General features: G+C 65.4%; 1 protein-coding gene. It reads right to left on the bottom strand.

What is annotated here, in order from left to right; genetic code table 11:
- Positions 1-757, bottom strand: a 757-nt coding sequence (locus AX729_RS24380) for a HAMP domain-containing protein (protein ID WP_156457185.1), incomplete at both ends; no start/stop codon positions are given.

Consider the following 757-nt stretch of genomic DNA (forward strand, 5'->3'; position numbering starts at 1 on the left):
TCGCCGGCAAAGGCGTTGAGCTGGTCGACCATGGTGTTGAGCGTTTCCTTCAGCTGAAGGATCTCGCCCGATACGTTCACGGTGATCTTCTTGGACAAGTCGCCCTTCGCCACCGCGGTCGCGACCTCGGCGATGTTGCGGACCTGGCCGGTGAGATTGGAGGCCATCGAGTTGACGCTGTCGGTGAGATCCTTCCAGGTGCCGCCGACGCCGCGCACGACGGCCTGGCCGCCGAGCTTGCCTTCAGTGCCGACCTCGCGCGCCACGCGCGTGACTTCGCCGGCGAAGGCGTTGAGCTGGTCGACCATCGTATTGATGGTGTCCTTCAGCTCCAGGATCTCGCCGCGCACGTCCACCGTGATCTTCTTCGACAGGTCGCCGCCCGCGACCGCCGTCGTCACCTCAGCGATGTTGCGGACCTGCGCCGTCAGATTCGAGGCCATCGAGTTGACGCTCTCGGTGAGGTCCTTCCAGGTGCCGGCGACGCCGAGCACGTTGGCCTGGCCGCCGAGCCGCCCTTCGGTGCCGACCTCGCGGGCGACGCGCGTGACCTCGCCGGCAAAGGCGTTGAGCTGGTCGACCATGGTGTTGAGCGTTTCCTTCAGCTGAAGGATCTCGCCGGACACGTTCACCGTGATCTTCTTCGACAGGTCGCCGCTCGCGATCGCGGTTGCGACGTCGGCGATGTTGCGGACCTGCGCGGTCAGGTTCGAGGCCATGAAGTTGACGTTGTCGGTGAGGTCCTTCCAGGTGCCGG

Source organism: Bradyrhizobium sp. CCH5-F6 (assembly GCF_001556045.1).
GTDB lineage: Bacteria > Pseudomonadota > Alphaproteobacteria > Rhizobiales > Xanthobacteraceae > Bradyrhizobium.